This window comes from Streptomyces sp. col6 (genome assembly GCF_008042035.1).
In the GTDB taxonomy this organism is placed as follows: Bacteria; Actinomycetota; Actinomycetes; order Streptomycetales; family Streptomycetaceae; genus Streptomyces.
In genome coordinates this window covers 1,083,250-1,107,121 of the sequence record NZ_RDBL01000029.1, presented here as the reverse complement: position 1 = coordinate 1,107,121, position 23,872 = coordinate 1,083,250, and the positions used below count along the sequence as shown (strand labels likewise).

The 23,872-nt window shown below is 72.6% G+C and carries 18 protein-coding genes; 8 read left to right on the top strand and 10 right to left on the bottom strand.

Annotation, left to right across the window (positions count from 1 at the left end; genetic code table 11):
• Positions 1-4: 4 nt before the first annotated feature.
• The gene (locus tag EAO73_RS34210; protein ID WP_191134318.1) at positions 5-1,426 is read left to right on the top strand and encodes a VWA domain-containing protein; all 1,422 of its coding nucleotides are present in this window, start codon (positions 5-7) and stop codon (positions 1,424-1,426) included.
• Here EAO73_RS34210 and EAO73_RS34205 read toward each other — a convergent pair.
• The 5 genes from EAO73_RS34205 to aspS all read right to left on the bottom strand — a co-directional run bounded on the left by EAO73_RS34205 (position 1,360) and on the right by aspS (position 7,329).
• Positions 1,360-2,568 carry a sensor histidine kinase gene (locus EAO73_RS34205; protein ID WP_147975326.1) on the bottom strand — a complete coding sequence of 403 codons (1,209 nt, stop codon included), beginning with the start codon at positions 2,566-2,568 and terminating at the stop codon, positions 1,360-1,362. The genes EAO73_RS34210 and EAO73_RS34205 overlap by 67 nt on opposite strands.
• Positions 2,565-3,218, bottom strand: a complete 654-nt coding sequence (locus EAO73_RS34200) for a response regulator transcription factor (protein ID WP_191134337.1) — start codon at positions 3,216-3,218, stop codon at positions 2,565-2,567. Before EAO73_RS34200 ends, EAO73_RS34205 begins: the two co-directional genes overlap by 4 nt.
• 103 nt (positions 3,219-3,321) lie before the next feature.
• Positions 3,322-4,155, bottom strand: a complete 834-nt coding sequence (locus EAO73_RS34195) for a L,D-transpeptidase family protein (RefSeq protein WP_147975324.1) — start codon at positions 4,153-4,155, stop codon at positions 3,322-3,324.
• Between the two features lie 293 nt (positions 4,156-4,448).
• Entirely contained in the window at positions 4,449-5,393 is a 945-nt protein-coding gene (locus tag EAO73_RS34190; RefSeq protein ID WP_147975323.1) for an intradiol ring-cleavage dioxygenase, read from the bottom strand.
• A gap of 154 nt (positions 5,394-5,547) precedes the next feature.
• Complete coding sequence (aspS, locus tag EAO73_RS34185) at positions 5,548-7,329, bottom strand: aspartate--tRNA ligase (RefSeq protein ID WP_147975322.1); 1,782 nt, start codon at positions 7,327-7,329, stop codon at positions 5,548-5,550.
• 152 nt (positions 7,330-7,481) lie between these two features.
• On the opposite strand from aspS, the gene EAO73_RS34180 reads away from it, so the two are divergent.
• Positions 7,482-9,605: a SpoIIE family protein phosphatase gene (locus tag EAO73_RS34180; protein WP_147975321.1), complete on the top strand. Its 2,124-nt coding sequence runs from the start codon at positions 7,482-7,484 to the stop codon at positions 9,603-9,605.
• 46 nt (positions 9,606-9,651) lie between these two features.
• Here the strand turns inward: EAO73_RS34180 and EAO73_RS34175 are convergent, their stop codons facing one another.
• The 3 genes from EAO73_RS34175 to EAO73_RS34165 all read right to left on the bottom strand — a co-directional run bounded on the left by EAO73_RS34175 (position 9,652) and on the right by EAO73_RS34165 (position 12,429).
• Entirely contained in the window at positions 9,652-10,722 is a 1,071-nt protein-coding gene (locus EAO73_RS34175) for an AI-2E family transporter (RefSeq protein WP_147975320.1), read from the bottom strand.
• Positions 10,723-10,854: 132 nt separating this feature from the next.
• Complete coding sequence (locus EAO73_RS34170) at positions 10,855-11,811, bottom strand: pirin family protein (protein ID WP_147975319.1); 957 nt, start codon at positions 11,809-11,811, stop codon at positions 10,855-10,857.
• A gap of 177 nt (positions 11,812-11,988) precedes the next feature.
• Positions 11,989-12,429 carry an SseB family protein gene (locus EAO73_RS34165; RefSeq protein ID WP_147975318.1) on the bottom strand — a complete coding sequence of 147 codons (441 nt, stop codon included), beginning with the start codon at positions 12,427-12,429 and terminating at the stop codon, positions 11,989-11,991.
• Between the two features lie 148 nt (positions 12,430-12,577).
• Here EAO73_RS34165 and EAO73_RS34160 point away from each other — a divergent pair, with 148 nt between their 5' ends.
• The 4 genes from EAO73_RS34160 (at position 12,578) to EAO73_RS34145 (ending at position 19,516) form a co-directional block, all read left to right on the top strand.
• A complete protein-coding gene (locus tag EAO73_RS34160; protein WP_147975317.1) occupies positions 12,578-14,404 on the top strand; it encodes an acyl-CoA dehydrogenase in 1,827 nt (608 codons plus the stop codon).
• 236 nt (positions 14,405-14,640) lie between these two features.
• Positions 14,641-15,939, top strand: coding sequence for a M18 family aminopeptidase (locus EAO73_RS34155; protein ID WP_147975316.1), 1,299 nt, complete (start codon positions 14,641-14,643; stop codon positions 15,937-15,939).
• Between the two features lie 112 nt (positions 15,940-16,051).
• Positions 16,052-16,270: a DUF6458 family protein gene (locus tag EAO73_RS34150; protein WP_147975315.1), complete on the top strand. Its 219-nt coding sequence runs from the start codon at positions 16,052-16,054 to the stop codon at positions 16,268-16,270.
• A gap of 111 nt (positions 16,271-16,381) precedes the next feature.
• The gene (locus tag EAO73_RS34145) at positions 16,382-19,516 is read left to right on the top strand and encodes a BTAD domain-containing putative transcriptional regulator (RefSeq protein WP_147975314.1); all 3,135 of its coding nucleotides are present in this window, start codon (positions 16,382-16,384) and stop codon (positions 19,514-19,516) included.
• An 81-nt stretch (positions 19,517-19,597) separates the two neighbouring features.
• On the opposite strand, the gene EAO73_RS34140 is transcribed toward EAO73_RS34145, so the two are convergent.
• Positions 19,598-21,433, bottom strand: a complete 1,836-nt coding sequence (locus EAO73_RS34140) for an NHL domain-containing thioredoxin family protein (RefSeq protein ID WP_147975313.1) — start codon at positions 21,431-21,433, stop codon at positions 19,598-19,600.
• A 64-nt stretch (positions 21,434-21,497) separates the two neighbouring features.
• Between EAO73_RS34140 and EAO73_RS34135 the strand changes: the two genes are divergently transcribed.
• The gene (locus EAO73_RS34135) at positions 21,498-21,989 is read left to right on the top strand and encodes an LURP-one-related/scramblase family protein (RefSeq protein ID WP_147975312.1); all 492 of its coding nucleotides are present in this window, start codon (positions 21,498-21,500) and stop codon (positions 21,987-21,989) included.
• Between the two features lie 67 nt (positions 21,990-22,056).
• Here the strand turns inward: EAO73_RS34135 and EAO73_RS34130 are convergent, their stop codons facing one another.
• On the bottom strand, positions 22,057-22,851 hold the full coding sequence (locus EAO73_RS34130) for a carbon-nitrogen family hydrolase (protein WP_147975311.1): 795 nt from the start codon (positions 22,849-22,851) through the stop codon (positions 22,057-22,059).
• A 179-nt stretch (positions 22,852-23,030) separates the two neighbouring features.
• On the opposite strand from EAO73_RS34130, the gene EAO73_RS34125 reads away from it, so the two are divergent.
• Entirely contained in the window at positions 23,031-23,855 is an 825-nt protein-coding gene (locus EAO73_RS34125) for a maleylpyruvate isomerase family mycothiol-dependent enzyme (RefSeq protein WP_147975310.1), read from the top strand.
• The last annotated feature ends 17 nt before the right edge of the window (positions 23,856-23,872 follow it).

The following is a 23,872-nucleotide window of genomic DNA, read 5'->3' as shown; positions in this document are numbered from 1 at the left end:
GCCCATGGGCATTCGGAGCTTGCTGCGCAAGGTGTTCGGCCGTGACCGCACGGAACAGGACGAGCCGACGACGGCCACGGTCCCGCCCCAGGGCGAGCGCTCCCGGACCGCGGAGTCGGAGTCGGTGGCGGTGGACGAGCCGGCGGCCGAGGACGAGTCGCCCGTCAGGATCCCGGTGCCGGCGCCCGCGTCGTCGGACGAGGACACCAAGGCGGCGGACCTGGTGGCGGCCGCCTTCGACAACCCTGCCACGCCGACGGTCCCGGCCCAGGGCAAGGGGCCGCGCGAGGCGGCCCCCGCCGAGCCGGAAACGGCCCCCGAACCGGTCGCGCCGATCGCGGAGAGCGAGACGCCGGTCGCGGAGCCCGCGGCGCCCATCGCAGAGCCCGAGCCGGTCGCCCCCGCCGCCGAGCCGGCACCCGAGCCCGTAGCAGCCCCCGAGCCGGTCGCCGCGTCGGAGACCCCCGAGCCCGAGCCGGTCATCGCGAGCGAGACCCCGGAGCCCGCGCCGGTCGCCGAGCCCGAGTCCGTGGCAACGCCCGAGCCGCAGGCCGCAGTCGAGCCCGAGCCGGTCGCGGCCCCCGAGCCGCAGGCCGCCGTCGAGCCGGAGCCCGTCGCGGCCCCCGCTCCCGAGGCCGCCGCGCCCGCCGCGATCATCATCGACATGGACCCGGAGCCCGACCCGGAACCCCTCCGGGCCCCCGAGGCGGCCGCGGCCGCCCCCGCCGCGCCGGGCAGGCCCGCACTCCCCCTCGCCAAGGTCAAGGCGCGCGCGCCCGAGCTGGCCGGGGCGTACAAGGCCGCGCAGGCCGGGCTGAAGGCGCACGGGCTGACCGGGCTGCGCGCCACCGTCTACCTGGTCCTGGACCGCTCCGGCTCCATGCGCCCGTTCTACAAGGACGGCAGCGCCCAGCACCTGGGCGACCGCACGCTCGCGCTCGCCGCGCACCTCGACGAGAGCGCCACCGTGCGGGTCGTGTTCTTCTCGACCGACATCGACGGCACCGGCACGCTGGAGCTGGACGGCCACGAGGGCCGGATCGACGAGCTGAACGCAGGCCTCGGCCGCCTCGGCCGGACGAACTACCACCGCGCGGTCGAGGAGGTCGTCGCGCACTACGAGGCGTCCGGGTCGACCGACCCGGCGCTGGTGGTCTTCCAGACGGACGGGCCTCCGGACGTCCGGCAGGCCGCCCGCCAGGCGATCGACGCGGCGGCCCGGCTGCCGCTGTTCTTCCAGTTCGTCGCGTTCGGCGAGAAGGACGCCAAGGGCTTCGACTTCCTGCGGAAGCTGGACGCCCCGAACACCGGCTTCCTGCACGCGGGCCCCGCACCCCGCGAGGTGGCGGACGCCGCGTTCTACCGCGAGCTGCTCGCCGCGCTCCCCGCGTGGATCGCCGGGCGCGAGACGGCCGCCGGTTCCTGAGACGCCGGCAGGCGTACGGTCACGGCGAGCCCGCCCCCCGGGCCCGGCACCGCCGTGACCGTACCGTCGTGGGCGACCGCGATGGACCGCACGATCGACAGGCCGAGCCCCGAGCCCGGCCCCATCCGGTCCTTGCCCTCGCCCCGCCGGAACGGCTCGAACAGCCCGGGGATGTCCGCCGCGTCCACCACGGGCCCCGTGTTGCGGACCTCCAGCAGCACCCCGCCACCGGCCGGGACCACCGACACGTCGACGCTCCCGCCGGGCACGTTGTACGTCACCGCGTTGGCCAGCAGGTTCGCCACCAGCTGGGCCAGCAGCAGCCGGTTCCCGCGCACCGGGCCGGGCCGGGCGTCGAGCCGGACGCCCGGACAGCGGGCCGACTCCTCCGCCACCACCCGGGCCAGGTCCACCGGCTCCCGCTCGCTCGCCGCGAGCCCCCGTTCGCTGCGGGCCAGCACGAGCAGCCCCTCGATGAGCCGTTCGCTGCGCCGGTTGTTGTCGAGGAGCGTCTCCCGGGTCCGTACGAGATCCTCGGGCGTCGGATCGTCCAGACCGACCTGGATCGCCGCGCGCTGGGTGGCCAGCGGGGTCCGCAGTTCGTGCGAGGCATTGGCGATGAACCGCCGCTGGCTGTCGAAGGCCCGCTCCAGCCGGCCGAGCAGCGCGTCGAGCGTGTCGCCCAGCTCCTTCAGCTCGTCGTCGGGGCCACTGGAGGCGATCCGTTCGTGGAGCGTGTGCTCGGAGAGCTTGCGGGCCTTGGCGGTCATGGCGTGGACGGGCCGCAACACCCGCCCCGCCGTCCACCAGCCGACGCCCACCGCGCACGCGGTCATCACCAGCAGGGCGGCCGCCGACCAGATGAGCAGCTGGTGCCCGGCCGCGTCGCTGACGTGGTCGGTGAGGTCGTAGACGGTCGGCGGACCGAGACGGCGGCTGACGAGCGGGCCGTTGACCGCGTAGCCGGGCTGGACCACGACGGCGGTGGCCGCGATGGCGCGGGCCTGCGAGTCCGTACCGGCGCGCGAGGCCAGGTTGACGGTGGCGAGCAGCGCCGTGCCGAGGACCAGGAAGACCCCGCCGTAGACGAGGGCGATGCGGGTCCTGATCGTGGAGTGCGGCAGGAAGACAGGTCGCTTCACAGGGCGTACCCCACGCCCTGGACGGTACGGATCACGGCGGGCTCGCCGAGCTTGCCGCGCAGCTTGCTCATGCAGACCCGGACGGCGCCGGTGAACGGGTCGGCGTTGGCGTCCCAGGCCCGCTCCAGCAGCTCCTCCGCGCTGACCGTCCCGCCGTCCGCCTCCAGCAGCAGCTGGAGCACGGTGAACTCCTTCGGCGACAGGTCCAGGTCCCGCCCGTCCCGGGTGGCGGACCGCCGTACGGTGTCGAGCCGGATGCCGTACCGCTCCAGCTGCGGCGGTACGGGCCGGGCGCTGCGCCGCCGCAGGGCGCGTACGCGCGAGACCAGTTCGGGGAACTCGAAGGGCTTGCCCAGGTAGTCGTCGGCGCCCAGGTCGAGCCCGGCGACCCGGTCCTCCATGGACCCGGCGGCGGTCAGCATCAGAATCCTGGTGCGCGAGCCGGAGGCGACAAGTCCGCGTGCCACGTCGTCGCCGTGCACCCGGGGCAGATCGCGGTCGAGGACGACCACGTCGTAGTCGTGCAGCCCCAGGTAGGCCTGGGCGGCATCACCGCTGTACACCGTGTCGACGGCGAAACCGGCCCGCCGCAGTCCGGTGGCGACCAGCTCCGCGAGGATTTCCTCGTCCTCGGCGACCAGTACCCGCATCGTGATGTCCCTCGCCTCGTGCATGCGTGTCCACTCCCTCCCAGGATGCGTCCTTGATACGGGAAGGGACGTTTCGCAAAGCTCTCCGGCCCGGGGCGGCGGATCAGCGGCCCAGTGACTCCGCGTCGCCCATCACGATGACGGGCTTCTGCTCCGGGTCGAGCGCTCCGAGGAGTTCCTTCATCCGGTCCTCGGTGACCGACACACAGCCCTGCGTCGGGCCCCCGTGGTCGACGTGGACCCAGATGCCGCCGCCGCGCTCCTCGCCGAGGGGACGGGTGTGGTCGAGCGGGGAGGTGCCGGGGACCCGGTTGTAGTCGATGGCGACGACGTAGTCGAACGAGCCCTCCAGCGGCTCCCCGTGGAACCCCTCGCCCGTCACGGCGAAGTCGGGGCTCAGCTCGTACGGGAGCGCCGTCTGCGGGGGTTCGAGGCGGCCGCCCGCCGCGGTCAGCGTGAAGACGCCGACGGGTGAGCGCAGATCGCCCTCCCAGTGCTCGCCGGTCCAGCCGTTGAGGGCGTTGTGGGCGGGCCACGGGCCCAGCGAGGCCCGCCAGCCGGGGCCGGTGGGCCCGTCCAGGGTGTAGAGGACGGCGGTCGAACGGTTGGAGTCCGGCCCCTCACCGGTCACCACGAAGGCCTGCCGTGCCCCGGCCGGGATCGCCGCCCGGGTCCTCGGCCCGAGTCCCGGGATCTCCGTGGGCCGCGGCGAGGCCGCGGGCACGGACGGCACCTCGCGCGACGGTGCCCCGGCTGCGGACGCGGCGGCCCCGGGCGGACCCGGTACGCCCCGGACCGGCGTGTGTTCCGTAGTGGGCCCGCTCAGTTCCGTACCGGCGAGACCGCCCGCTCCGCACCCCGCGAGCAGCACCAGCAGGACCAGGGAGCAGACGACGTGCGGCAGGCGCAGGGGTGCGCGCGAAGGGGGCACGGGCACGGAGGGCTCCTCAGCAGTCAATGCGCCGGGGTCGGCCCACCCAGTCATTGCCGCCCGCGTCACCGCCCAATCCGCGCCGCAGCCCATCCGGCCGTAGCTGTTCAGGTGATTCGCCCATGTGCATGGATCCGGCCGCCCGTCCCTGCCGTCCGTGGCGGCCCTCGCGGCCGGGAGCGCACGAAGGGCCCTGAACCCTGCCGTATACGGGTTCCGGGCCCTTCGACTCCGCGGGGGGACGGAGGCCTGAGGAGGCTCTGCGGGGCGGCCGGTGCGACCGCGTCGGGTGCGCGCGGTCAGAGGTCCGTTCCGTCGTGCGTCTCGTCGGGGTCCACGCCCATGGTGATCGAGCCGACGACGCCGCGCGCGATGTGGTTCTTCCGGTAGGAGAGCTTCAGCAGCCCGCCCGTGACACCGCTCCGGTCGTAAATGGTGTCCTCGGTCAGCGTCGTGCGCGTGGTGGTGCTGGTGGAGTACGGCGCGACCTTCGCCGAGTCGAGGACCGCGGACTCCGCGAAGAAGAACTGGCCGGTGTGGCAGGTGTGCCCGCCCTCGTACCCGTCCTCGGTCAGCTTGCCGCCGACGTGCACCTTGGTGTGGATGTGGACCGCGCGGCCCTGGTACCAGCCCGGGAAGACCGTGCGGAACTCCACGTACCCGTTCTTGTCGGTGAGCTGGGTGCCGCGCAGATAGCGCTCGTCGTCGGTCGGTTCGGTGTGGCCGCCGCCCCCGCCGGGGCCGCCCGACGGAGGCGTACCGGTCGGCGGGGTGCCGGTGGGGGCGTCGGTCGGGGTGCCGGTCGGTGCGTCCGTGGGGGCGTCGCTCGGCGGGGTGCCGCCGCCCGGTCCGCCGGAGCTGACGCTCTCGTACCCGGAGTAGATGCCCAGCGCGTCGCAGTGCCAGATGTCGACGGCCGCGTGCTTCAGCGGCTTGCAGGTGTCGGTGTCGATCACCTTGAGGCGGAGGGTCATCGGGATGCCCTCCCTGTCCTCGGTGATGTCCTTCCGGATCTTGTCCGCGTCGATGTAGTACGGGCCCTCGGTGGTCTCCGAGGTCAGGCGGTAGCACGTCCCGGCCTTTCCGGAGGGCTTCTTCGCACCGCTGCTCCGGCCCTCTCCGGCCGAGGCGTTCGCGACGGCTCCGGCCCCGATTCCGGCGGCGGCGACGGCCGCGCCACCGGCGAGAATCACCCGGCGACGGGTCAGGTCCTGCTTGTGTGCTGGTCCCTGAGTCTCTGTCATGCGGGGAACGTTAGGGAGCCGAGCTGGCAGGGGCGTGGGAGCGGGCTGTGCGTTCCTGTGGACGGCCCCGCGAGCGCGGAACAGCCCCCGGCCGGAGGTGGCCGAGGGCTGTTTCACGTGAAACCCCGGTGCGGGGCGCGCGGGTCGGACAGCGCTACTTCTGCGCGTCCTTCGCCGAGGTGGCCGGCTTGCGGAGCTGGATGTTCAGCTCGCGCAGCCGCGTCTCGTCCAGCACGGTCGGGGCGCCCATCATCAGGTCCTGGGCGTTGCCGTTCAGCGGGAAGGCGATCGTCTCCCGGATGTTGGGCTCGTCGGCCAGCAGCATCACGATGCGGTCCACGCCCGGGGCGATGCCGCCGTGCGGCGGGGCGCCGAGGCGGAAGGCCTTGAGCATGCCCGCGAACTCGTGCTCCACGGTCTCGCGGTCGTAGCCGGCGATCTCGAAGGCCTTGATCATCAGCTCGGGCTCGTGGTTACGGATGGCGCCGGAGGACAGCTCGATGCCGTTGCAGACGATGTCGTACTGCCAGGCGAGGATGTCCAGCGGGTCCTTCTCCTCCAGGTCCTTCAGGCCGCCCTGGGGCATCGAGAAGGGGTTGTGGGAGAAGTCGATCTTGCCGGTCTCCTCGTCCTTCTCGTACATCGGGAAGTCGACGACCCAGCAGAACCGGAAGACGCCCTCCTCGAAGTGGCCGGCCCGCTTGGCGGCCTCGACGCGGACGGCGGACATGATCTTGGAGACCTCGTCGAACTCGCCGGCGCCGAAGAAGACGGCGTGGCCCGGGACGAGCGAGAGGCGCTCGGTGAGGGTCTTGACGTCGGTCTCGGTGAGGAACTTGGCGATCGGGCCGGCCAGCGTGCCGTCCTCGCCGACGCGGACCCAGGCCAGGCCCTTGGCGCCGTGCTGCACGGCGTAGTCGCCGAGGCCGTCGAAGAACTTGCGGGACTGGCCCGCCGTGTCCGGCACCGGAAGGGCGCGGACGTGCTTGCCGGCGAACGCCTTGAACCCCGAGTCCGCGAAGACGTCGGAGATGTCGACGAGCTCCAGCTTCGCGCGCAGGTCCGGCTTGTCGTTGCCGTACTTCAGCATCGACTCGCGGAACGGGATGCGCGGGAACGGCGAGGTGACGTGACGGCCGTTGCCGAACTCCTCGAACAGCTCGGTCATCAGCTTCTCGATCGGCTGGAAGACGTCCTCCTGCTCGACGAAGGACATCTCGACGTCGAGCTGGTAGAACTCGCCCGGCGAACGGTCGGCGCGGGCGTCCTCGTCGCGGAAGCAGGGCGCGATCTGGAAGTAGCGGTCGAAGCCGGAGATCATCAGCAGCTGCTTGAACTGCTGCGGGGCCTGCGGCAGCGCGTAGAACTTGCCGGGGTTCAGCCGGGACGGGACGACGAAGTCGCGGGCGCCCTCGGGCGAGGTCGCGGTGAGGATCGGCGTCGCCATCTCGTTGAAGCCGAGGGCCACCATCTTGGAGCGGATCGAGGCGATCACGGCGGAGCGCAGCATGATGTTGCGGTGCATGCGCTCGCGGCGCAGGTCCAGGAAGCGGTACTCCAGGCGCCGCTCCTCGTTCACGCCGTCCTCGGCGTTGATCGTGAAGGGCAGCGGGCCGGCCTCGCCCAGCACCTCGACCTCGGAGACCTCGATCTCGATCTCGCCGGTCGGCAGGTCCGGGTTGACGTTCTCGGTGCCGCGCGCGGAGACCTTGCCGTCGATCCGTACGACGGTCTCCTTGGTGAGCTTGGCCAGCGCCTCGTTGCCCGGGGTGCCGGGGCGGGCGACGAGCTGCACCAGACCGTAGTGGTCGCGCAGATCGATGAAGAGGATGCCGCCCAGGTCTCGGCGATTGTGCAGCCAGCCGCTCAGCCGGACGTCGGTGCCGACGTCAGAGGCGCGGAGCTCGCCGCAGGTGTGGGACCTGTACCGATGCATCGTCGTTCATCCAGTCTTCGCGGTTGGGGGAGAAATCAGCCCTCCCAGGCTACCGCCCGCGACCGGGGCGTTTCATTGTCTTTGCCCGCACCAAGATCGTCCGCGGCTCCGCATCGCTGCCGTCCTCGCACAGGGCGGTTTAAAGTGGGGCAATGCGCACCGAGGACGTGCTGGCCGCGACCGCGACCGGGCTGTGGCGCTGGGACAACGGAGCCGGGACGGTCACGCTCGACGCGGAGGCCGCCCGTCTGCTGGAGCTGCCCCCGAAGCCCGGTGTATTCCGCGAGTCGGAGGTCCGCTCCCGCTTCCACCCCGTCGACTGGAACGAGATCGCCGGGGTGGTCGGCCTGGCCGTGGCCGAGGGCACCCTCGCCGAGGCGCGGCTGCGCATCGTGGACGGAAACGGCCGGGTCCTGCGCACCGTGCGCAGCCGCTCCCGGCCCGCACCGGGCGGCGAGGGCAACAGGGACTACGTGCTCGTCGGCACCCTTCAGGAGGTCGCCGAGCCCCCGCCCGGCGCCGCCGGGACGCGCACCGCGATCACCGGCGACTGGCGGCGCTCCCGGGAGGCGTTCCTGCTGGACGCGGGGCGGGCGCTGGCCGAGGCCGGGTCCACCACGGAGGTGCTGCGGGTCGCGTACTCCCTCTCCATGCCCGGGTTCTCGCCGGACGGCCTCGCGGTCTTCGGCGTCGAGGGCGAGCGGCTGACCATCGTCGGGCAGCACGGGCACGGCGTGGGCGAAGAGGGTCCGTTCACCCATATGCCGCTGGACACGGACTACCCCGCCACCGAGGTCGTCCGGACGGGCCGGGCGATCTATCTGCCCACACCGGACGACTACCGCAGCCGCTACCCCGCCACCTGGCCGCTGGCCCGCCGGTTCGGGCGCCGCTCCTGGGCCTTCCTGCCGCTGATCGTGTCCGGGCGCACGATGGGCACCTGGATGGCGGGATTCCGGCACCCGGTGTCGTTCTCGCCGGACGAGCGGTCCGTGCTGACGACCGTGGCCCGCATGCTCGCCCAGGCGCTGGCCCGCGCGGGTGCCGCCGACACCGAACGGGAGCTGTCGCTGGGCCTCCAGCGCACGATGATGCCCTCGCTCGGCCCCGGCATCCCGGGTATGACCGTGGCCGCGCGCTATGTGCCGACCGGCGGCGGCCTCCAGGTCGGCGGCGACTGGTACGACCTGATCCCGCTGCCCAGCGGCCGCATCGCCCTCGTCATCGGCGACGTCCAGGGGCACGACGTACGGGCGGCCGGGCTCATGGGCCAGCTCAGGATCGCCCTGCGCGCGTACGCCTCCGAGGGGCACCGCCCCGACGCGGTGCTCGCGCGCGCCTCGCGCTTCCTCTCCGGTCTCACCGAGCCCCACGAGGACGACGACGGCACGGCCGCCCGCTTCGCGACCTGCCTGTACGCGGAGGCCGACCCGGAGACCGGGGTGCTGGAGATCGCACGGGCCGGCCATCCCGACCCCGTGGTGATGACCGCCGACGGCACCGCCGTCATCCGGCAGACCGAGGGCGGGCTGCCGCTGGGCGTCGAGGCGGACGCGGACTATCCGACGACCCGGATCGTCCTCGGAGCCGGTGAAACGATCATGCTGTGCACGGACGGGCTGATCGAGACCGGCGGCCACGACCTGGCCACCGGCTGGGTCCGGCTCCGGCCGATCCTGGAACGGCACACCGGCGACCTGGAGAAGCTCGCGGACGCGCTGGTGCAGGCCGTGCACGGGCCGGGTTCGCACTACACGACCGGGCCGCTCGCCGACCGGCGCGAGGACGACGTGGCGGTGCTGCTGCTGCGCCGCGAGGGGTCCGTCACGCCCCCGTCCGTGGCCCGGCGGACCGCGCTGACCATCGCCCAGGCCGAACCCGAGCGGATCTCGGCGGCCCGGCAGCTGCTGCGGGAGCTGCTGCACGACTGGGCGGACCCCGACCAGGTCGACGCGGCGGTGCTGCTGCTCTCCGAGGTGGCCACGAACGTCCTGGTGCACACGGACGGCGACGCGCTGATGGTCGCCCAGGCGACCGGACCGCCGGGGGAGCGGTGCCTGCGGGTGGACGTGGCCGACGCCAGCGACGAGCTGCCGCACAAGCGGCGGCCCGGGGAGATGGCCTCCAGCGGCCGGGGCCTGGTGCTGATGGAGATGCTCGCGCACCAGTGGGGGGTCGATCCGCGCGGTGCGGGCAAGTCGATCTGGTTCGAGCTGAACGAGGCCGAGCAGCCGGAACCGGCCGTGCCGGACCTGGACGCCTTCGACGACCTCTGAGAAGCCCGCGTGGGGCCCCCGCCCGTAACGCCCCTCCGCACGGCCGCTAGGCGGGCTCCTCCGGCGGCCGGGGCTCGGCCCCGCCGCCCTTGCGCAGTTCGCCGAGGATGCCGAAGGCCGCCGCGCACAGCGGGACCGCCAGCAGCATGCCGAGGATGCCGGCCACGCTCGCCCCGGCCGTGAGGGCGATCAGGATCATCGCGGGGTGCATCTGGACCGTACGGCTCTGGATCATCGGCTGGAGGACATGGCCCTCCAGCACCTGGACGGCGAGCACCACGCCGAGCGCCCAGAGCGCGATCACGAACCCCCGGTCGGCGAGCGCCACCAGGACCGCGACGGCCCCGGAGATGAACGCGCCGAGGTACGGGATGTAGGCGCCGACGAGCACCAGCGCGCCGAGCCCCACCGCGCCCGGCACCCGCAGGATCAGCAGCCCGACCGTGATGCAGACGGCGTCGATCAGCGCGATGAGCGTCGTCCCGCGCATGAAACCCTGGATCGCCTCGAAGGCCCGCCGGCCCATGGCCTCGACCATGTCCCCGGTGCCGCGCGGGGCGATGGTGTGGGCGAGCTTCGCGGCCCGGTCGGAGTCGCGCAGGAAGAAGAAGGTCAGCAGCAGCGCGAGGACGCTGGTGGCGATGAGGGAGCCGACGAGGCTGATGCCCGTGAGCAGCCCGCCCGCGGCGCTCGCGCCGAACTTCTCGACGAGCTTGCGGGCGTTGGCCTCCAGGTCGTCCACGCTCAGGTCGTCCGCGACCTGGAAGTGGTCGACGACCCACTGCCCGGCGTCCTTCAGCGACCGGACGATCTGGTCGCCGGTGTCGACGAGCGCGGCCACGACGATGTAGCCGGCGCCGCCGACCACGGCGAGGAGCAGGGCGCAGGTGAGCCCGGCGGCCACCGAGCGGTTCACGCCGTGGGCGGTCATCCGGCGGTGGGCCGGGCCGAGCAGCGCCGTACCGAGCAGGGCGAGCAGCACCGGCGTGACGGCGGTCTTGAAGATGACGCACAGCCAGACGCCGACGGCGGCGACACCGGCGACCAGCAGGACGACACCGCACCAGGCGGCCGTCCGCCGGGCGCCGTCGGGCAGGAGTGGCTTCTGGGTCTGCACCCGCCCAGCCGAACACGGCGCGGGAGCGGTGTCCCGCCCGCGCCGCCGTACGAGTGACGGGGCGTCACACAGTGGCGCGGGCGGCGGAGCCGGGTGCGTGCCGCACGACGGCGGCACGGGCCCGGCCGGGGGTCACATGCCGTGGACGGCGGGCACGGTGCCGAGGCGGCCGGCCTGGAAGTCCTCGAAGGCCTGCTTCAGTTCGGCCTGGCTGTTCATCACGAACGGCCCGTAGTGCGCCATCGGCTCGCGGATGGGACGGCCGCCGAGCAGGACGACCTCCAGGTCGGGGGTGTTCCCGTCCTGCTTCTCGTCCGCGCGCACGGTCAGCGAGGAACCGGCGCCGAAGACGGCGGTCTGGCCCAGGTGGACCGGCCTGCGCTCGGCACCGACGGACCCGCGCCCGGCGAGCACGTACGCGAGGCCGTTGAAGTCCTCGCGCCAGGGCAGCGTCACCTCGGCGCCGGGGCGCACGGTGGCGTGGATCATCGTGATCGGGGTGTGGGTGATGCCGGGGCCCTCGTGACCGTCGAGCTCACCGGCGATGACGCGGAGCAGCGCGCCGCCGTCCGGGGACGCGAGCAGCTGGACCTGGCCGCCGCGGATGTCCTGGTAGCGCGGGGCCATCATCTTGTCGGCCTTCGGCAGGTTCACCCAGAGCTGGAGGCCGTGGAAGAGGCCGCCCGACATGACCAGGGACTCCGGCGGCGCCTCGATGTGCAGCAGCCCGGACCCGGCGGTCATCCACTGGGTGTCGCCGTTGCCGATGGTGCCGCCGCCCCCGTTGGAGTCCTGGTGGATGAAGGAGCCGTCGATCAGGTACGTCACGGTCTCGAAGCCGCGGTGGGGGTGCCAGGGCGTGCCCTTCGGCTCGCCCGCCGCGTACTCCACCTCACCCATCTGGTCCATCATGATGAACGGGTCGAGGTACTTGTAGTTGATCCCCGCGAAGGCGCGGCGGACCGGGAAGCCTTCGCCCTCGAAGCCGCTCGGCGCCGTGGTCACGGCGAGCACGGGACGGGCCGCGGCGTCGCCGGAAGCGGCCACCTTGGGCAGGGTCAGCGGGTTCTCGACGGTCACTGCGGGCATGGGAGCCACCTCCGGGGGACTGTTCTGGAACCAATTTAGTTGAATGGTGAACATCCTGCAAGGTGCCGTCCATTCCCGCACGGCCCGGACAGCCGGAAGGGGCCCGTACCGGCGGCGGTACGGGCCCCTTCCGGAAGCCTGGGATCGACGGATCAGCCGTCTGCGCGGCAACGGCGTCTAGCCGTACATGCGGCGCATCGCGAAGTCGACCATCTGTTCGACGGCCTTCGCGTCGAAGACCATCCGGTGCTCCCCCTCCATGTCCAGGACGAAGCCGTAGCCGGTGGGCAGCAGGTCGATCACCTCGGCGCCGGTGATCACGAAGTACTTGGACTCCTTGCCCGCGTACAGCCGCAGCTCCTTGAGCGTGGTGAACATCGGGATCACGGGCTGCTGGGTGTTGTGCAGCGCGAGGAAGCCGGGATTGTCGCCGCGCGGGCAGTAGACCTTCGAGGTCGCGAAGATCTGCTGGAAGTCCTCGGCGGCCAGCGAGCCGGTCGTGAAGGCCCGTACCGCGTCGCCCAGCGAGGGCGGCGAGGGTTCCGGGTACAGCGGCTGCTCGCCGTAGCCGCCCCCCATCGGCTGCTGCGCGCCCTGATGCTGGTCGTAGCCGTACATGGGGCAAAGAGTAATCGGCCACATGTATGGCTCGGGGGGTTGCGCCTTATTACTGACGGGTAGCATCATCGTAGAGGTCAGCTGATACGTCCGGGCCACCCCTCCACGGGGCGCTGCGCGCCACTGCTATTGATTACGGAGCCTTCCCATGGGGCACTACAAGTCGAATCTCCGCGACATCGAGTTCAACCTCTTCGAGGTGCTCGGGCGCGACAAGCTGTACGGCACCGGACCGTTCGCGGAGATGGACGTCGACACCGCGAAGAGCATCCTCGACGAGGTCGCGCGCCTCGCGGAGAACGAGCTCGCCGACTCCTACGCCGACGCCGACCGCAACCCGCCGGTCTTCGACCCGGAGACCAACACGGCCCCGGTCCCCGACACCTTCAAGAAGTCGTACCAGGCGTTCATGGACTCCGAGTACTGGCGCCTGGGCCTGCCCGAGGAGATCGGCGGCACCACCTCGCCCCGCTCCCTGATCTGGGGCTACGCGGAGCTGCTGCTCGGCTCGAACCCGGCCGTGTGGATGTACTCCTCCGGCCCGGCGTTCGCCGGCATCCTCTTCGAGGAGGGCAACGAGGCGCAGAAGAAGATCGCCGAGATCGCCGTCGAGAAGCAGTGGGGCTCGACGATGGTGCTGACCGAGCCGGACGCCGGCTCCGACGTCGGCGCCGGCCGCACGAAGGCCGTCGAGCAGGAGGACGGCTCCTGGCACATCGAGGGTGTGAAGCGCTTCATCACCTCGGGCGAGCACGACATGTCCGAGAACATCCTCCACTACGTGCTGGCCCGCCCCGAGGGCGCCGGACCGGGCACCAAGGGCCTCTCGCTCTTCATGGTCCCGAAGTTCCACTTCGACTGGACCACCGGCGAGCTGGGCGAGCGCAACGGCGTGTACGCGACGAACGTCGAGCACAAGATGGGCCTCAAGGCGTCCAACACCTGCGAGATGACGTTCGGCGACCGCCACCCCGCCAAGGGCTGGCTCATCGGCGACAAGCACGACGGCATCCGCCAGATGTTCCGCATCATCGAGTTCGCCCGCATGATGGTCGGCACGAAGGCCATCGCCACGCTCTCCACGGGCTACCTCAACGCGCTGGAGTACGCCAAGGAGCGCGTCCAGGGCACGGACCTGTCCGAGTTCATGAACAAGACGGCGCCCAAGGTCACCATCACGCACCACCCCGACGTGCGCCGCTCGCTGATGACGCAGAAGGCGTACGCCGAGGGCATGCGCGCCCTCGTCCTCTACACCGCCTCCGTGCAGGACGCGATCCAGGAGAAGGAGGCCGCGGGCGAGGACGCCAAGGCGCTGCACGGCCTCAACGACCTGCTCCTCCCGATCGTCAAGGGCTACGGCTCCGAGAAGTCGTACGAGCAGCTGGCGCAGTCGCTCCAGACGTTCGGCGGCTCCGGGTACCTCCAGGAGTACCCGGTCGAGCAGTACATCCGTGACGCCAAGATCGACACGCTGTACGAGGGCACGACGGCCATCCAGGGCCAGGACTTCTTCTTCCGGAAGATCGTCCGCGACCAGGGCGCCTCGCTCAACGCGCTCTCCGAGGAGATCAAGAAGTTCCTCGCGGGCGCCCAGGACCACGAGGAGCTGTCCGGCGCGCTGGACAGCCTCGCGAAGGCCGCGGTGGATCTGGAGGCGATCGTCGGCACGATGATCACCGACCTCACCGCGACCGGCGAGGACGTCAAGAACATCTACAAGGTGGGCCTCAACACCACCCGCCTGCTGCTGGCCTCCGGTGACGTCGTCGTCGGTTACCTGCTGCTCAAGGGTGCGGCCGTGGCCGCCGAGAAGCTGCCGACGGCCTCCGCGAAGGACGTCCCCTTCTACCAGGGCAAGATCGCCGCCGCGAAGTTCTTCGCCGCGAACGTCCTCCCGGGCGTCGGCGCCGAGCGCGCCCTCGCCGAGGCCGTCGACAACTCCCTGATGGAGCTGGACGAGGCCGCGTTCTAGGACGCAGCCGCACGATCGCCGACAGCGCCGCCGCCCGGACACGGTTCCGGGCGGCGGCGCTGTGGTGTGTGCCGGGGCACGCGGTTGGGCCGCCCTGTGAATGGCGTGAAACCGACCCCGTTCGCGGGCCGGTCACCGGCTGCGGCCCCGAATTCACGGGGCAGCCGGACAATGGCCCGCCGGGGCGGGCATCCGGCGGTGAATCCTTTCGGCCAGGTCTGGCTACAGTGAAGAACATGAGTTCCTCCGCCCGCTTCGACCGCGGCCACACCGACGATCTGATGGCCTTCCTGATGGCCTCCCCCTCCCCGTACCACGCCGTGGCGACCGCCGCCGCCCGCCTGGAGAAGGCCGGGTTCCGGCAGGTGGAGGAGACCGCGGCCTGGGACGGGACCGCCGGTGGCAAGTACGTGCTGCGCGGCGGCGCGATCGTCGCCTGGTACGTGCCGGAGGGCGCGGAGGCGCACACCCCGTTCCGGATCGTCGGCGCGCACACCGACTCGCCGAACCTGCGGGTCAAGCCGCTGCCCGACACCGGCGCGTACGGCTGGCGCCAGATCGCCGTCGAGATCTACGGCGGCACCCTGCTCAACACCTGGCTGGATCGCGACCTCGGTCTCGCCGGCCGGATCTCGCTCCGTGACGGCAGCGACCGGCTCGTCTCGATCGACCGCCCGCTGCTGCGCGTCCCGCAGCTCGCCGTGCACCTGGACCGGTCGGCCAACCCCGACGGGCTCAAGCTGGACCGGCAGAAGCACATGCAGCCCATCTGGGGGCTCGGGGACGTCGAGGAGGGCGACCTCATCCGGTTCGTCGCCGAGGAGGCGGGGGTCGACGCCGAGGACATCACCGGCTGGGACCTGATGCCGCACCCCGTCGAGCCGCCGTCCTACCTGGGCCGGGACCGCGAGCTCGTGGCCGGTCCGCGCATGGACAACCTGCTCTCGGTGCACGCGGCGACCGCCGCGCTGGCCGCCGTCGCCGGGCAGCCCGACGCCGAGCTGCCGTACATCCCGGTCATGGCCGCCTTCGACCACGAGGAGAACGGCTCGCAGTCGGACACCGGCGCGGACGGGCCACTGCTCGGCACGGTCCTGGAGCGCTCGGTCTTCGCCCGCGGCGGCGGGTACGAGGACCGTGCCCGCGCCTTCGCCGGCACCGTCTGCCTCTCCTCCGACACCGGCCACGCGATCCACCCGAACTACGCGGAGCGCCACGACCCCACGCACCACCCGGTCGTCAACGGCGGACCGATCCTCAAGGTCAACGTCAACATGCGGTACGCGACGGACGGTGGCGGCCGCTCCGTGTTCGCCGCCGCCTGCGAGAAGGCGGGCGTGCCGTGGCAGTCGTTCGTCTCCAACAACGCGATGCCCTGCGGCACGACGATCGGCCCGATCACCGCCGCCCGGCACGGCATCAAGACCGTCGACATCGGTGTCGCCATCCTGTCCATGCACAGCGCCCGCGAGCTGTGCGGCGCCGACGACCCCTACCTGCTGGCGAACGCGATGGTGGCCTTCCTGACCGGCTGACGCCCCGGGCGGGGGGGGTGTCCAACCTCCCGCCCAGGCATGCTCGTTGCCGGGCCGGGTACGCGCTCCGTACACGGCCCGGAGGTCCCGGGCCGCCTAGGAGGCGGAACTCATGGGACTCGGCGGATGCATCATCCTCATCGGCGCGGGGGCGATCCTCGCCTTCGCGACCGACTGGGAACTCGATACCGTCAACGTCGACCTGGTCGGCTGGATCATGATGATCGTCGGCATCATCGGCGTCTTCGTCTACGCGAGCGTCATCCGGCGCCGCCGCATGGTCGTGCCGCCCACCACGACGGTCGTGGCCGACGACGAACGGCACCTGTGACCGGGGGCGATCCGGCCACACCCCTGAACCACCGCGGCGGAATCCCCGATATTCTGGGTACTTGTCCGTGACCCGGCACCGGGCGCGTCAGACCCGGAAGGGGAGCCGCTCGTGGAGTTCCGGCTGCTCGGTACCGTCTGCGTCGACACGCTGACCGGACCGCTGCCACTCGGCCCCGCCAAGCGCCGCAGCCTGCTCGCGGCCCTGCTGCTGCACGCCAACACTCCGGTGTCCATGGCGCGGCTGACGGACTGCCTGTGGGACGACGAGCCCCCGCTGCACGCCCGCACGGTCATCCAGGGCCATGTCTCCCGGCTCCGCGCCCTCCTGATGGGCGCGGACGCCGAGGCGTACGGGGTCGAGCTTGCGACGCTCGGCGACGCGTACGTGCTCCGGGCGCCCGAGACCCTGCTGGACTCCCAGCGGTTCGAGGAACTGCTGATGCTGGCCCGCGAGCAGCGGGGCCCCGCCGACACGGTGCTGATGCTGAAGGAGGCCCTGTCGCTGTGGCAGGGCCCCGCGCTCACCGGCACCTACGCGAGCGCCCCGCTGCAGGCGGCCGCCCACGCGCTGGAGGAGTCCCGCCTCTCGACGGTCGAACAGCTGGCACGCGCCTACGGGGAGCTGGGCGAACACCACCGGGCGGCGGCGGTGCTCCGTGCCGACGCCGTCGCCCATCCCCTGCGGGAATCCCTGGCCGCGGGCCTGATGACGGCCCTGTACCTCTCGGGCCGCCAGTCCGAGGCCCTGGACTGCTTCCACCGCACCCGCCGCCTGCTGGCGGACGAACTGGGCATCGACCCGGGACGGGAACTGGCCGACGCGTATGCGCGCATCCTGCGCGGGGACGGGGGCGCGGGCGCGCCTGGCGCGCCGGTTGGTGCGGGCGGCCCCGCCCACGTCCCGGGAGCGCCGGGCGGCGCGACGGGCCGGACGCACGGAGACACCGGCGGGCGAGCCGGGGCGCCGTCGCCGGTCGGCGGATCGCAGTCAGCCGGCGGGCCGCAGTCGGTCGGCGCGACCGGTGCGTACGCGGACGCGCCGCGTGGGTACGCGGATGCGCCCGGAAGGGCGCCGGCCGACGGCGCAGGCAACCCGCACACGTCCGACACCCCCGGTGCACCGCTCCCCGCAGTCGGGGCCGGCGCCTCTCGGACCGGCCACCCGCCGCACGCCGGGGCCGACGCGGCGACCGACACCTCCGGCCGGGCGCAGAGCGACTGGCCGCCGCACGGCGGCCCCGCCGCGCCGCCCCGGACGGCCGCCGTGCCGACGGACGCCTCGCTCTCCCCGTACGCCGGAAGCGCACCGTACGCCGGAAGCGCCCCGCACGCCGTCGATCTGCTGCCGCGGGCGCCGCGCGGCTTCCACGGGCGCGGGGCCGAGTTGACCGCGCTCTCCCGGGCGGCGGCCGGAGAGGCCCCGGTCTGCCTGGTCACCGGACCGGCGGGGGTCGGGAAGACCGCGCTGGCCCTGCACTGGGCGCGCCGGTCCCCCGCCGCCTTTCCGGACGGGCGGCTCTTCGCGGATCTGCGCGGGTTCGGGGACACGGCCGAGCCGACCCCGCTCGAAGTGCTGCGGGAGTTCCTGCTCGCGCTGGGCGTCGCGCCCCGCCGGGTGCCGGAGTCCGTGGCCGGCGCGGCGGCCCTGTTCCGCTCGCTGACCGACCGGCGCAGCCTTCTCGTCGTCCTCGACAACGCCCGCGACTCCGCGCAGGTCAGGCCGCTGCTGCCGGGCGGCGCCGACTGCGTCACGCTGGTGACCAGCCGGCGCCGGCTCGAAGGGCTCATCGCCTCGGACGCCGCCGTCCCGGTCCCGCTGGACATACTCGAACCGCCGGACGGCACCGCGCTGCTGGCCGGAGTCCTGGGCGAGGAACGGGTCCTCGCCGAACCGGTGGCGGCGCGGCGGCTCGCCGAACTCTGCGGAGGGCTGCCGCTCGCCCTGCGGGTCACGGCGGCCCGGCTGGCGGGCCGTCCGCAGCGGACGCTGGCCGCCACGGCCGACGAACTCGCGGACGAGCGCAGCCGGCTGTCCTATCTGGACGTGGAGGACACCGGCGTCTCCGCCGCGCTGCGGCTCACCGTGCAGCAGCTGCCGCCGGACGCCGTCCACCACCTCGGCCGGCTCGGCCACCACCCGGGCAGCCACTTCGACCCGTACACGGCGGCGGCGCTCGCCGGCAGCGACCCGGTCACCGCCGGGGCCGCGCTGGAACGGCTCGCCGCCGCCCATCTGGTCACCGAGGCCGGGCCGGGGCGCTGGATACTGCACGATCTGGTGCGGCTGTACGCGCGAGGGCTCGACCCGGCGGCCGGGCCGGACGCGCTCATCGGGGTGCTCGACCACTACATCGCCACCGCTCTCGCCGCCGCCGACACGGCCGAACCGGGCGGCGAGCCCTGCTTCGTGCTGCCCGACGACTTCCGCAGGCCGGCCGCGACCCGCGACTTCACGGACCGCGAAACGGCCATGAGCTGGCTGGCCGCCGAGCGGGAGGACCTGACCCTGGCTGCTGCGGCCGCCCGGAGCGCGGGACTCGACGACCGGGCCTGGCGGATCATCCTGCTCCAGTGGCCGCACGTGGTGTGGCGGGTGCGGGACGGCTGGGCCCCGATGCTCGAACTGGCCCTGGCGGCGGCGGTCGCCCTCGACGACCCGTACGCCGAGTCCCGGGTCCGCAATCTGCTCGGCTGGGTGCTGACGGAGGAGGGCAGGACGAGCGAGGCCGTCGCGCTGCTCGATGCCTCGCCCGGTCTCGCCCGGCGGGCCGGGGACCGGCTCGGTGAGGCGACCGCGCTGATCAACCTGGCCATCGTGCAGGCCGAACAGGGCGGGCTGGACGAGGCGATGGAGGGCTGCGAGCGGGCCCTCGAACTGGCGCGGAAGGAGCCCGACGCCCACACCGAGATGCTCGCGCTCCAGCACCTGGCCCGGATGCAGCTCACGGCGGGCCGCCCCCAGGACGCCCTGGACTCCGCCCGGACCGCGTTCGACCTGGGCCCCGAACACGAGGAGGCGCCCCGCCGGGTGCTGCTGCTGTCCGTCAGCGGCGAGGCCCGTCTCGCCCTGGGTGCGGAGGAGGAGGGCATCCGCCTCCTGGACCAGGCGGCGGCGGAGGCGGAGCGGGCCGGATACGACGAGGGCACGGTGCGGGCCCTGGAGGCGCTGCTCCGGGTGACGGCGGGCACGGACTACGTACGCCGCCGCGACGAGGCGGCCCGCCGCCTGGCAGCCGACACCTGACGCCCGTCCGGATCAGGTCCCGGCCCGGCAGCCGACACCTGACCCGGCCCGCCGGGGCGCCCTTGCGGCGCCCCCGCCGGCTCAGCCCTCCGTGCTCGCCGCGTCGTTTCCGCCCTCGTCCATGCCCGCGAGCACCAGCGGCAGCCGGGCCGCTCCGTCCGCGGTGACGCGGACCGGGACGCCCCAGTCCTGCTGGTGCACGTGGCAGGCCGGGTACTCGTTCGCCGGGTCGTCGTCGCAGGACGCGGCCATCGCGGAGACGTGCAGGACGCCCTCGGTGACGCCGTCCGCGAGGACCAGGTCGCGGAAGAGGTCGGTGCCCGCACCCTCGCCCTCGGCCAGCAGCTCGGGCGGGGTCGAGGAGACCAGCAGGCGGGTCGAGGGCCCGTAGCGGGTGTCGAGCTTCTGCCCGGCCGGGGCCTGGAAGACGACGTCGAGCCGGAGGGCTCCGGGGGCGACCTCGGTGGCCGCCCGCTGGGTGCGGTGGGCCTGCTCCGCGACGCGCACCGCCTCCTCGGGCAGCCGCAGCCGGGTCAGCCGGTGCCGGGCGGACTCGATGACGACGAGGTCGCCGTCCACCAGCACGGCGTCGCTGGGCTCCCGCAGATCCGTGGCCAGCGTGCTGACCTCGCCGCTCGCCGGGTCGTAGCGGCGCAGGGCGTGGTTGTAGGTGTCGCAGACGGCGACGGAGCCGTCGGGCAGGGCGGTGACGCCCAACGGGTGCTGGAGCAGGGCCTGCTCCGCGGCCCCGTCCCGGTGTCCGAAGTCGAAGAGGCCGGTGCCGACGGCGGTGTGCACGGCGCCCTCACGGTCGACCCAGCGGAGCGCGGACGTCTCGGAGTCCGCGACCCAGAGGCGGTCCTCGGTCGCCGCGAGGCCGGACGGCTGGGCGAACCACGCCTCCTCGCCGGGCCCGTCGACCAGGCCCTCGTTCGTGGTCCCGGCCGCGACCCGTACGGCGTCGTCCTCGGGGTCGTACGTCCACAGCTGGTGCACCCCGGCCATGGCGATCCAGAGCCGGCCGTCGAACCAGGCGACGTCCCACGGCGAGGACAGGTCCACCTCGCGGGCCGGGCCGCTCGTGGGCGCCCCCTGCCACCACTGGCTGCCGGTACCGGCGAGGGTGGTCGTGGTCCCGGTCGTGAGGTCGAGCGCGCGCAGGGCGTGGTTGACCGTGTCGGCGACCGCGATCCGCCCGTCGGGCAGTGGGGCGAGCCCCTGGGGCTCGCTGAACCGGACCTCGTCGGGCCCTCCGTCGGCGAACCCGCGCTCGCCCGTCCCGAAGTGCCGGCGCACGGTCTCGCCGTCCGGGTCCAGCTCGACCAGCCGGTGCCGGGTGGTGTCGGAGACCAGGAAGCCGCCGTCGGCGAGGAGCAGCGCCTTGCCGGGGAACCGCAGATGCGTGGCCACCGGATCCGGCGCCACGTACGGCCCGTCCCCGCGCCGCAGGGTGCCCTTCGCCGCGTGCTCCGCCTCCAGCTCCTCGACCAGCTTCTCGATGGCGTGGGCGTGCCCCTCACCGGCGTGCTGGGCGACGACATAGCCCTCGGGGTCGATGACGACGAGCGTGGGCCAGGCGCGTACGGCGTACTGCTTCCAGGTGGCCAGCTCGGGGTCGTCGAGCACCGGGTGGTGGACCTCGTACCGCTCCACCGCGTCGACGACGGCCTGGTGCTCGGCCTCGTGGACGAACTTCGGCGAGTGCACGCCGATGATCACGACGGTGTCGCGGTGTTTCTCCTCCAGCTCGCGCAGCTCGTCGAGGACATGCAGGCAGTTCACACAGCAGAAGGTCCAGAAATCGAGGATCACAATGCGTCCTCGCAGCTCAGCGAGGGTGTACTGCCGGTCGCCTGTATTGAGCCAGCCGCCCTTGCCGATGAGTTCGGGGGCCCTGACGCGCGCACGTGTTGCCATGAGACCAGTCAACATCACCGCGACCTCCCCGCATTCCACAGGAGGCTCGGGGAACCTGTGAGCCATGAGACTTCTCGTGCGTGAGCGCCTGTTCAGCATCGGCGACGACTACTGGATCGAGGACACGGACGGCCGCAAGGTCTTCCTGGTCGACGGCAAGGCCATGCGAGTGCGCGACACCTTCGAGCTGAAGGACGCGCAGGGCCGGATTCTCGTCGAGATCCGCCAGAAACTGATCAGCCTGCGCGACACCATGCTGATCGAGCGGGACGGCGAGCAGCTCGCCAAGGTCAAGAAGAAGCACTTCTCGCTGCTGCGCAACCACTACCGCGTGACCCTGGCGGACGGCACCGAGCTGGACGTCAGCGGCAAGATCCTGGACCGCGAGTTCGCCGTGGACTACGACGGCGAGCTGCTGGCCCAGATCTCCCGTCGCTGGCTGTCCATCCGGGACACGTACGGCATCGACATCGTGCGGGACGATGCGGACGCCTCACTGCTGATCGCGGTCGCGGTGTGCGTGATCGTGCTGGCGGAGAAGGACCACGACGACTGACCGCGCCCCGCAGTACAAAGGGCCCCTTGTTTCACGTGAAACCGTGAGACGAGGGGCCCTTCACGCTTCAGATCTTCGGTGCGGCCAGTCCCAGTCGCCGGTCCTTCAGCGCCGGGAACTGCTCCCGTGTCGCGGGGACCTTGGCCGGGTCGAACTCCACGGTCAGCACCTCCTCGTCCGCGCCCGCCTCCGCGAGCACCTCGCCCCAGGGGTCGACGACGAGGGAGTGCCCGGCCTGCTGGATGCCCGCATGGGTACCGGCGGAACCGACGGCCAGCACATACGCCTGGTTCTCGACGGCGCGGGCCTGCGCGAGCAGGGTCCAGTGGGCGCGGCGGCGCTCCGGCCAGCCGGCGGCGACGACCAGGGTCTCGGCACCGGCGTCGACCAGGCCCCGGAACAGCTCGGGGAAGCGCAGGTCGTAGCAGGTGGCGAGGCCGAGCGTGCTCTCCGGGAGGGAAACGGTCACCAGGTCCTCGCCGGCGCCCATCATGACCGCCTCGCCCTGGTCGAAGCCGAAGCGGTGGATCTTGCGGTAGGCGGCGGCCCGTTCGCCCTCGGGCGAGAAGACGAGCGTCGTGTTGTAGAGGGTGCCGTCGGCGGCCCGCTCGACGAAGGAGCCGGCGTGCAGCCAGACCCCTGCCTCCGCCGCGGCCTTGGCCATCACCTCGTGCGTCGGGCCCGTCAGCGGCTCGGCCTCGTCCTCGAACGCCTTGTACGCGAAGGCTCCCACCGGCCACAGCTCCGGGAGCACCACCAGATCCGCGCCCCGCTGGGCCACGACCAGGGAAGCGGCACGCTCCCTGCGGGAATCGACGGGTTCGTCCGGGTCTACTGCGATCTGGATGAGGGAGGCGCGCACACTACCACCGTCCTGGCATTCGAGCCGTCAACACGGGCCTACGATCGTCACACGAAAGCACTGCCGGGGTGCCTGCTCGCAGCGTAACTTAGCCACCGAACCTCATCGCCGCCCGCAGCCCGCAGCCCGACCGTCCGCGCCCAGTTGCCCATGCACCGCAGAACTGCACGAGGGGTCCCGTGACCGTCCATCCCAGCCTCCAGACCTACGCCGATGCCTGGACCCACTCCATCGAGTCGATAGCCGAGCTGGTGAGCCCGCTCGCCGAGGGGGAGTGGAACGGCCGCACGCCCTGCCCCAACTGGTCCGTGCGCGACATCGTGTCGCACATCATCGGTATGGAGTGCGAACAGCTCGGCGACCCGCGTCCGATCCACACCCTGCCGCGCGATCTCTTCCACGTACAGAGCGACTTCGCCCGCTACATGGAGATGCAGGTCGACGTCCGGCGCCACCACACCGCACCGGAGATGACCTCCGAGCTGGAGTACACGATCATTCGCCGCTCCCGGCAGCTGCGCAACGAGACGCGCGCCCCGGAGACGATGGTGCGGGCGCCGCTGGGCGCCGAACAGACCCTGGAGACCGCGCTGCGGATGCGCGCGTTCGACGTCTGGGTGCATGAGCAGGATCTGCGGACGACCCTGGGCAAGCCCGGCAACCTGGACTCCCCCGGTGCCGTGGTGGCCCGCGACATCCTGCTGCTGGGCCTGCCGAAGGTGGTGGCCAAGAGCGCGGGCGCGCCGGCCAACTCGGCGGTGGTACTGGACGTGCACGGGCCGCTGGAGTTCATGCGCACCGTACGGGTCGACGCCGAGGGCCGGGGTTCGCTGGACGTCGCCCCGTCGCTGGGCCCGGCCGCGACGCTGTCGATGGACTGGGAGACGTACGTACGGCTGGCCTGCGGCCGGGTGCGGCCCGCCGCGGTCGCCGACCGGATCAAGACCGAGGGCGACCAGGAGCTGGCCGACGCGATCCTCCAGCACTTCGCCGTCACCCCGTAGCGGGGACGGCACCCCGG

Coding starts and splice junctions, on each gene's coding strand:
- EAO73_RS34210 (WP_191134318.1), top strand. CDS start 5: ATGGGCATTCGGAGCTTGCTGCGCAAGGTGTTCGGCCGTGACCGCACG.
- EAO73_RS34200 (WP_191134337.1), bottom strand. CDS start 3,218: ATGCGGGTACTGGTCGCCGAGGACGAGGAAATCCTCGCGGAGCTGGTC.
- EAO73_RS34190 (WP_147975323.1), bottom strand. CDS start 5,393: ATGACAGAGACTCAGGGACCAGCACACAAGCAGGACCTGACCCGTCGC.
- aspS (WP_147975322.1), bottom strand. CDS start 7,329: ATGCATCGGTACAGGTCCCACACCTGCGGCGAGCTCCGCGCCTCTGAC.
- EAO73_RS34180 (WP_147975321.1), top strand. CDS start 7,482: ATGCGCACCGAGGACGTGCTGGCCGCGACCGCGACCGGGCTGTGGCGC.
- EAO73_RS34170 (WP_147975319.1), bottom strand. CDS start 11,811: ATGCCCGCAGTGACCGTCGAGAACCCGCTGACCCTGCCCAAGGTGGCC.
- EAO73_RS34165 (WP_147975318.1), bottom strand. CDS start 12,429: ATGTACGGCTACGACCAGCATCAGGGCGCGCAGCAGCCGATGGGGGGC.
- EAO73_RS34160 (WP_147975317.1), top strand. CDS start 12,578: ATGGGGCACTACAAGTCGAATCTCCGCGACATCGAGTTCAACCTCTTC.
- EAO73_RS34155 (WP_147975316.1), top strand. CDS start 14,641: ATGAGTTCCTCCGCCCGCTTCGACCGCGGCCACACCGACGATCTGATG.
- EAO73_RS34150 (WP_147975315.1), top strand. CDS start 16,052: ATGGGACTCGGCGGATGCATCATCCTCATCGGCGCGGGGGCGATCCTC.
- EAO73_RS34140 (WP_147975313.1), bottom strand. CDS start 21,433: ATGGCAACACGTGCGCGCGTCAGGGCCCCCGAACTCATCGGCAAGGGC.
- EAO73_RS34135 (WP_147975312.1), top strand. CDS start 21,498: ATGAGACTTCTCGTGCGTGAGCGCCTGTTCAGCATCGGCGACGACTAC.